The sequence below is a fragment of the Anaerotignum sp. genome (genome assembly GCF_045122575.1).
Lineage (GTDB): Bacteria > Bacillota > Clostridia > Lachnospirales > Anaerotignaceae > Anaerotignum_A.
Map to the genome: position 1 here is coordinate 1 of NZ_JBGVHV010000150.1, position 8,043 is coordinate 8,043.

General features: G+C 45.8%; 7 protein-coding genes, 2 rRNA genes and 1 pseudogene. 7 read left to right on the forward strand and 3 right to left on the reverse strand.

Annotated features, from left to right (window positions below; all coding sequences use genetic code 11):
• From ACJMLT_RS07250 to ACJMLT_RS07270, 5 genes are all read left to right on the forward strand, one after another.
• A 23S ribosomal RNA gene (locus tag ACJMLT_RS07250) occupies nt 1–103 on the forward strand; the annotation flags it as partial.
• A 146-nt stretch (nt 104–249) separates the two neighbouring features.
• Nucleotides 250–367 (forward strand): 5S ribosomal RNA (gene rrf / locus ACJMLT_RS07255).
• A 118-nt stretch (nt 368–485) separates the two neighbouring features.
• Complete coding sequence (locus ACJMLT_RS07260) at nt 486–2,417, forward strand: YgiQ family radical SAM protein (RefSeq protein ID WP_405728750.1); 1,932 nt, start codon at nt 486–488, stop codon at nt 2,415–2,417.
• A gap of 225 nt (nt 2,418–2,642) precedes the next feature.
• Nucleotides 2,643–3,476, forward strand: a complete 834-nt coding sequence (locus ACJMLT_RS07265; RefSeq protein WP_405728732.1) for a DegV family protein — start codon at nt 2,643–2,645, stop codon at nt 3,474–3,476.
• A 156-nt stretch (nt 3,477–3,632) separates the two neighbouring features.
• A complete protein-coding gene (locus ACJMLT_RS07270; RefSeq protein WP_405728735.1) occupies nt 3,633–4,715 on the forward strand; it encodes an MBL fold metallo-hydrolase in 1,083 nt (360 codons plus the stop codon).
• Nucleotides 4,716–4,758: 43 nt separating this feature from the next.
• On the opposite strand, the gene ACJMLT_RS07275 is transcribed toward ACJMLT_RS07270, so the two are convergent.
• From ACJMLT_RS07275 to ACJMLT_RS07285, 3 genes are read right to left on the reverse strand one after another with little or no spacing between them, the layout of a single operon-like run.
• Complete coding sequence (locus ACJMLT_RS07275) at nt 4,759–5,709, reverse strand: ABC transporter substrate-binding protein (protein WP_405728738.1); 951 nt, start codon at nt 5,707–5,709, stop codon at nt 4,759–4,761.
• A gap of 60 nt (nt 5,710–5,769) precedes the next feature.
• Entirely contained in the window at nt 5,770–6,480 is a 711-nt protein-coding gene (locus tag ACJMLT_RS07280) for an ABC transporter ATP-binding protein (protein WP_405728741.1), read from the reverse strand.
• The gene (locus tag ACJMLT_RS07285; protein WP_405728744.1) at nt 6,467–7,234 is read right to left on the reverse strand and encodes an ABC transporter permease; all 768 of its coding nucleotides are present in this window, start codon (nt 7,232–7,234) and stop codon (nt 6,467–6,469) included. The genes ACJMLT_RS07280 and ACJMLT_RS07285 overlap by 14 nt, the downstream gene beginning before the upstream one ends.
• Nucleotides 7,235–7,548: 314 nt before the next feature.
• Between ACJMLT_RS07285 and ACJMLT_RS07290 the strand changes: the two genes are divergently transcribed.
• Complete coding sequence (locus tag ACJMLT_RS07290; RefSeq protein ID WP_405728747.1) at nt 7,549–7,800, forward strand: TM1266 family iron-only hydrogenase system putative regulator; 252 nt, start codon at nt 7,549–7,551, stop codon at nt 7,798–7,800.
• A 7-nt stretch (nt 7,801–7,807) separates the two neighbouring features.
• Nucleotides 7,808–8,043: pseudogene (locus tag ACJMLT_RS07295) on the forward strand ([FeFe] hydrogenase H-cluster radical SAM maturase HydE); the annotation flags it as partial.

The following is an 8,043-nucleotide window of genomic DNA, read 5'->3' on the forward strand; positions in this document are numbered from 1 at the left end:
TATGGAGTAAGATCCCTTGAAGATAACGAGGTTGATAGGTTGGAGGTGTAAGCACAGTAATGTGTTCAGCTGACCAATACTAATAGATCGAGGGCTTGACCAATATAATAGTTGGCGAAGCCAACTGTGAGCGACAACGCAAAGCGTTGCGCCATGAATGATTACTCGGGTTGCTAAGTTTGTATTCAGTTTTGAAGGTGCAGTGAAGTTGGTAAAACCAACTTAAAAACTCCTTAAATAAATAAGATTTCTGGTGATGATGCGCTTGGGGGACACACCCGTTCCCATTCCGAACACGACGGTTAAGACCCAAGCGGTCGATGGTACTTGGTGGGCAGCTGCCTGGGAGAGTAGATGGTCGCCAGAATCCAATTAAGCTCTTGGATATCCGAGAGCTTTTTTATTTGTATTCAACCGGTAAATTTGATATACTTGATAAAATAAAGAGAAAGCCGATTTCATATCGTTATATATAAAAAGGAGGAATTCCTATGGCATTTTTGCCTGTAACAAGAGAAGAAATGCTGGAAAGAGGCTGGGAACAGCCGGATTTCGTTTATATTTGCGGTGATGCATATGTTGACCATCCTTCTTTCGGTGCGGCGATCATCTGTCGTGTTCTGGAGAGCCATGGTTATAAAGTTTGTTTCATTGCGCAGCCCGACTGGAAAACAACGGAAGATTTTACCCGCTTTGGCGAACCAAGGCTGGGTTTTCTGGTGAGTGCAGGTAACATTGATTCCATGGTCAACCATTATACCGTTGCGAAAAAGCCTCGTAAAAAAGACTATTACACACCCGGTGGTGAAATGGGCAAAAGACCTGACCGCGCTACCATCGTTTACTGCAATAAACTGAGAGAAGTTTATAAAAAAACACCTATTATCATCGGTGGGGTAGAAGCCAGCCTTCGTCGTCTGAGTCATTACGACTATTGGGATAACAAAGTGCGTCGTTCCATTCTGCTGGACAGTGGTGCGGATCTGCTGTTGTATGGTATGGGGGAACATCAGATCATTGAAATGGCAGATGCACTGGACAGCGGCATTCCCATCAATGAACTGACATTCCTGCGCGGCTCTGTTTACAAAACGAAGGATATTTCCAGAGCGGTGGATTACATCATGCTTCCCAAATACAAGGAAGTACTGAAAGATAAGGATAAATATAACGAAAGTTTCCTGATCCAGTATCAGAATACGGACGCAGTGCTTGGTCAGACGCTGATTGAGGAATATGACGAATGGACGGTAGTGCAGAACCCTCCTTCTCCTCCTTTGAGAACAGCGGAACTGGACAAAGTATATGCGCTGAATTTCGAAAGAAATTACCATCCTATGTATATTGAAAAAGGCGGTATTCCTGCCATTGAAGAAGTAAAATTCTCTCTGGTGAGCAACCGCGGCTGCTTTGGTAACTGCAATTTCTGTGCGCTGGCTTTCCATCAGGGTAGAGTGGTAACGGCAAGAAGCCATCATTCCCTGATTGCAGAGGCAGAAAAAATTACATGGGATCCAGATTTCAAAGGCTATATCCATGACGTAGGCGGCCCCACTGCAAACTTCCGTGGCCCTGCCTGCAAAAAACAGCTGGAACATGGTGCCTGCCGTGACAGACAGTGCCTGTGGCCCACAAAATGCCCGAATCTGGAAGTGGACCACAAAGACTATGTGCAGCTGCTGAGAAAAATCAGAGAAATTCCCAGAATCAAAAAGGTATTTATCCGTTCCGGTATCCGTTACGATTATCTGATCTATGATAAAGACGAAACCTTCTTCAATGAACTGTGCAAATACCATGTCAGCGGTCAGCTGAAGGTTGCCCCCGAACATGTTTCTGAAAAGGTTCTGATGAAGATGGGAAAACCTGCAGGGGATGTTTATCAGAGATTCGTAAAGAAATACTACGATATCAATAAACGCCTTGGTAAAGAACAGTATCTGGTGCCTTATCTGATGAGCAGCCATCCTGGCAGTGACCTGGACGCAGCCATCGAACTGGCGGAATATCTGCGAGATATTCACCACATGCCTGAACAGGTGCAGGATTTCTATCCAACTCCCGGTACATTGTCTACGGCTATGTATTATACAGAAAAAGATCCCAGAACAGGGGAAAAGGTCTATGTGCCCAAATCTCCTCACGAAAAGGCCATGCAGCGTGCCCTGATGCAGTACAGACTGCCTCAGAACTATGATCTGGTGATGGAGGCGCTGAAAAAAGCAGGCAGACAGGATCTGATCGGTTTTGACAAAAATTGTCTCATTCGTCCCAGACAGATGCAGAGGGATTTCCAGTATAAAGGCGGTAAGCCTGGTGCCGGTAAAGGCGGCCAGAAAGGCGGCACAAAAGGCGGCGACCAGAAGAAACCTGCCAAAAAGAAAACTATTCGAAATGTGCATAAAAAGAAAGGCTGATCTTTGATCGGTCATTGAAAATAATGTAAAAAATGCTTTTGTCAGTTTGCATGATGCGTGCTGATGAAAGCATTTTCTTTTTTAGGAATTTTTTTCCAAAAAAACGACAAAATATGCGAAAAAATGCCGAAAAGTGAATTATCATCAGGATTGTATTGACGAAAATGCATATTTATTGCAAACTGATACAAGTAGCTTTCAAAACTAAATCAAGAGGTATTTTTTATGGTAAAAATCATTACAGATTCATCTACACTTTACGCACCGGAAGAAGGAAAAAAACTGGGGTTTGACGTAATGCCCCTTTGCGTCAGCATTGCCGATCTGGAAGACAGAGACCTTCTGGTGGATATGGACGTTTTTTACGGAAAGATTGCAGAAGGCAATCATCCCCGTTCTTCACAGCCTCCGGTGGGAGAAGTGATGGAAATTTACGAAGCCTATCCCGAGGATGAGATCATCAACATTGCGATGGCGGATGGGCTTTCCGGTACCTATCAGAGTGCCTGCGGTGCCAGAGAATCTGTAGATCATAACGAAAATATCACAGTGTTTAACACCAAAACTCTTTGCGGTCCCCATCGTTATATGGTTGAAAAAGCAGTAGAAATGAGAGATGCAGGCAAGTCTGCAAAAGAGATTCTGGAATGGCTGGAATATGCCTCCGCACATCAGGAATCCTTCCTGATTCCGCAGGATTTTGATTTTCTCAGAAGAGGGGGCAGACTGACGCCCATGGCGGCAGCTTTTGGCTCTGTGCTGAAGCTGAAACCCATTATGAAACAGACCGATGATGGCAGAAGACTGGATAAATTTGGTGTGAAAAGAACCATGAAAGCGGTCGTTGCAGCGATCATTGAACATCTGAAAAAAGCAGAACTGGACAGCAGACATGTGCTGTATGTTTCCCATGCAAGAGTGCCTGAAGATGCAAAAAAAGTAGTGGCACAGCTGCAGGAAGCATTCCCTGAAGTGGAATATCATATTCTTGATTTAGGTGCGGCATTTGTGACACAGGGCGGCCCTGGTTGCATTGCAATCCAGTATATCCAGAAATAATAAATAGTTGCGAAGAAAAATGAGCCATAGGGCAGTATGCCTTATGGCTTTTCTCATGATCAGGAATGTATCTGCAATTTTTAAGAATATGTTCGCCTTGTGGCTTTTTATGCAGGATGATAAAATTGTCAGGTATGACTGAAAGGGGGAAAGAAGATGAAAAGAATCAAATGGTTTTTTCTGATGCTGTGCCTGTCTGTTGGGCTGGCAGGCTGCGGTAATGCTGGTGAAATTCTGGACGAGGTTGTGCAGAGCGGTATTCTGGATGAATATCTGCAGCCGGAAAATGTGCAGAAAATACAGGTACCGGAAGGAGAACTGGAAGTACATTTTATTGACGTAGGGCAGGCGGACTGTGCGCTTTTGGCCAGCGGTGGGCATTTTATGCTGATCGATGGCGGCAATAATGATGATCGGGACAGAATCCTGACCTATCTGCAGAATGCAGGTGTGAAAAAGTTGGATATGGTTGTGGGGACTCATCCCCATGAAGACCATATCGGTTCTCTGGACAGTGCCATTGATGCCTTTGAGATTGGAGCTGTTTACATGCCTACGGTTTCTGCGGATACCGAAACGTACAGAGATGTTCTGCGGGCGGTAAAGGGAAAGGGGCTGCAGGTGCAGCATCCGAAACCGGGAGATGTGCTGGATTTCAATGGCCTTCCTGTAGAAATTTTCGGCCCTGTGAAAGAATATAAGAATCTCAATAATAATTCTATTGTATTGAGGATATCCGTAGGCGATACCGCCTTCCTGTTTACAGGGGATGCGGAAACAGAAGCAGAATTTGATATTCTGGAACAGGGATTTGATCTCGGCGCAGATGTGCTGAAGGTGAGCCATCACGGCAGTTCCGGTTCCAGTGTAGAAGAATTTCTGGCCTATGTGGATGCGGAATATGCGGTCATCAGCGTTGGTATCGGCAATACATACGATCATCCCGAGGATGTCACGCTGAAACGCCTGAAAAACTATGGGATGCAGATTTTCCGTACCGATGAACAGGGTACCATTGTCTGCAATACCGACGGTGAAAATATTTCCTTCCGTCAGGAGGGGAAAAGCAGCCAGTCGGCTGCTGTGAAAGATGCGGCTTATATCGGCAATAAAAATTCCATGAAATATCATACCCCTGACTGCGGCTCTCTGCCTGTGGAAAAGAACAGAGCCTATTTTGCAGATCAGGAGGCTGCGGAGGAAGCAGGATATGCACCCTGCGGCAGCTGCAAGCCATAAAAAAAGAGTCCAACGTTGGACTCTTTTTTTCATCCGATCAACTTTATTCGTAGAACAGTGTATCAACATCCAGTTCTGCTTCGATCATGCCTGTTTCATACATGAAGTCGGCAGTTCTCTGGAAACCGATACGGTCAGATTCTTTTACTTCTGTAGAAAAATCATACTGAGGGAACATTTCTTCCACTGCAGTGATATCCAGATCCAGATTTTCTGCAGTGATCTGCAGTGCTTCTGCTTTATGTTCTCTGATGTAGGCTGCGATTTCATCCTGCGCTTCTTTCAGTTTTTCGATGATTTCGGGGTGAGCATTGTAGAATTCATCGGTTACAGCTACAGCGATGAGCGCATCAACCAGACCTGTGCCGTCTGCCACAAGGTGATTGCCCTGCTGTTTTGCGGTATATGCCGCTGCACCTGCCAGCATTGCAACGTCAACACTGCCGCCGTCCAGACCTGCTTTTGCTTCGGGGATGGACATGTTCACATAGTTAACGTCTTCAATGGTCATACCTGCTGTTGCCAGATAGGAAACCAGCAGTTCATGCAGGATCGTACCTGCAGGGCCGGCGATGGTTTTGCCGCGCAGGGATTCGGGTGTTGTCAGTGCGCTGTCCTGAGAGAACAGGCAGAAAGCTTCGGGAGAACGGCTGTACATGTTCAGAACTTTGATATCTGCGCCGTTTGCAGCGGAAAGGATCACGGATGTAGCACCTACCGCATATAGTACCTGTACATCGCCTGTTGCCAGTGCCTGTGTCTGGTCTGCACCGGAAGTCAGTTCCACATAGTCCACAGAAATGCCCATATCTTCAAATGCTTTGGCAAAGATGCCGTTTTCCTTCTCAATGATGGAAGGTACATTCAAAGGTGCTGTTACATAAGTAAATACCAGATTGTCCAGAGTTTCCTCTGCGGTGCTGCTGCCGCAGCCTGTCAGGGCAGTGAATGCCATCAGTGCTGCCATTGTCATTGCTAAAAATCTTTTTTTCATTTTTGTTACCTCCTGAAAAAATTTCATCTTTATTTTCTTAACCTGCCTGCGGCAGGGATTTTACAGATCCAGTTCGTTGATGATCTCTCGTTTCAGATCGATAAAAAAGGGGGAGAGCAGATCCCGTTCTGTCTGTTCTGTATCGATCTGAAATTCCCGTTTGATCTGACCATCTTCAATGATGACGATTTTATGCCCCAGAAGCAGGGCTTCGTCAATGCTGTGGGTGACGAATAAAATACTGGCACCGCGGTTTTGCTGCAGGCGGATCAGTTCTTTTTGCATCTGGTCACGGGTGAAGTAGTCCAACGCAGCAAAGGGTTCATCCATCATAATAAAAGAAGGGTCATAGGCCAGCGCCCTTGCAATGGCAGTGCGCTGCTGCATACCGCCGGAAAGTTGATGGGGATAGGCTTTTTCAAACCCCTTCAGGCCGACCGTATCGATGATATTCTGTACGGCGGTTTTGTCAATATGTTGTTTTTTTAAACCAAAAACAACATTATCCCATACGTGCAGCCATGGCATCAGGCGGGATTCCTGAAAGACATAGGCGGTTTTGTGGGTTGCATCAAAGAGGATCTCGCCTGCATCGGCTTCCTCCAGACCGCCTACCAGACGGAGCAGGGTGGTTTTGCCGCAGCCGCTTCGGCCGAGAACGACCGTGATGCTTTTTTCGGGGATCTGCAGATCGATGCCTTTCAGTACATCTAAGGTGCGGTCATCCACCAGATAGGATTTCTGTATATTTTTTAACTTAATTCCAGCCATTTTCACCATTTCCTTTAAACAATCTATTGAGGGCAATGCCAAAAAGCTTATCAGTTACCAGACCAACGATGCCGATGACGAAGATGCCGACGATCACTTTGTCTGTACGGCTCATTTCCTGCGCAAAGAGGATCATGTGGCCGATGCCGCTGGAAGCGGCGATCATTTCCGCACCGATGATGGCACGCCAGCTGTAGCCCATGCCAATGCGCATACCAACGAGGATATCCGCGGAAGCGTAGGGCAGGACGATATGTCTGAATTTTTCCAGTTTGGAATAGCCGAAAGCGTCACCCACTTCCAGCAATTTTTTATCGCAGCCTGTAAACCCTTTTACAATGTTCAGATACATCGGGAAAAAGGATGCCAGAACGATAATGACGGTCTTTGTCATTTCTCCGATGCCACACCACAGGATCAGAAGGGGGATCAGGCTCAGCGGGGGGACATTTCTGAGAAACTGTACAATGGAGTTATAATATTTTTCGGAAGAAGGGATGAGGATGCGGAACATACCCAGAGCAAAAGCCAGCACGAAGGCAATGAAGAATCCTTTGCAGACGCGGGCAAAGCTGATCAGCACATCTTCAAAAATTTCTCCGGAAGCCAGCATTTTCAGAAAACTCTGAAAAACCTTTTCCGGTGCGGGCAGCACATAGGGGCTGAAAAGCCGCAGCCTGCAGATCACAAACCAGATGGCCAGCGTGATCAGAATACCGATAAACGGCGCGAGAGCCGAAAGTGTTTTTTTCATGTAAATTCTCCTTAAAAACAGAAAAAGTCTGCACCTGAAAAAGCGCAGACCAATAAAAGGGCAGATTTTCCCTTGATTTCAAATATTCTGTCTGTACGCCTTTTCGCTCAGGTGTTGCCCTTTACGATCAGTACGATATTTTTCCCAGTATAGCACACCTGTTTGGAAAGATAAAGAAAAATCTGACAGAAAAAGTGGGGTTCTTATATTGGATACAGTATGGATACGGCGGTGGAAAAGATTTTTTCTTTTCAAATTCGAAGTGGTATGGTATACTTTCCCATAATCAAACGGAAAAGGAAGGAGAAATCGTTATGACAGAATCCAGAGTAGCCCTCATCGGCATTATTGTATCTTCCAAAGAATCTGTGGAGCAGCTGAACCATCTGCTCAGTGAATACGGCAGTTATATCATTGGCCGCATGGGCTTGCCTTATAAAGAAAGAAATATCTCTATCATCAGTGTTGCCATGGATGCACCCAATGATGTGATCAATTCCTTGACGGGAAAACTGGGGATGCTGCCCGGTATCAGTACAAAAACGATCTATCCGAAAAATGCATGAGATGCTTATGAAAGACTTGATTTTAAAACTGGAAAAAGAAAACAGGCTGACGAAGGAAGAATGGATAAGCCTGATCGACGGCAGAACGGCGGAACTGGCGGAATTTCTCTTTGTACGGGCAAGGGAAGTGCGCCATACCCATTATGGCAGAGAGGTCTACATCCGCGGACTGATCGAATTTACGAATTACTGCAAAAATGACTGCTATTACTGCGGGATCCGCAGAAGCAATGGTTGCATTGG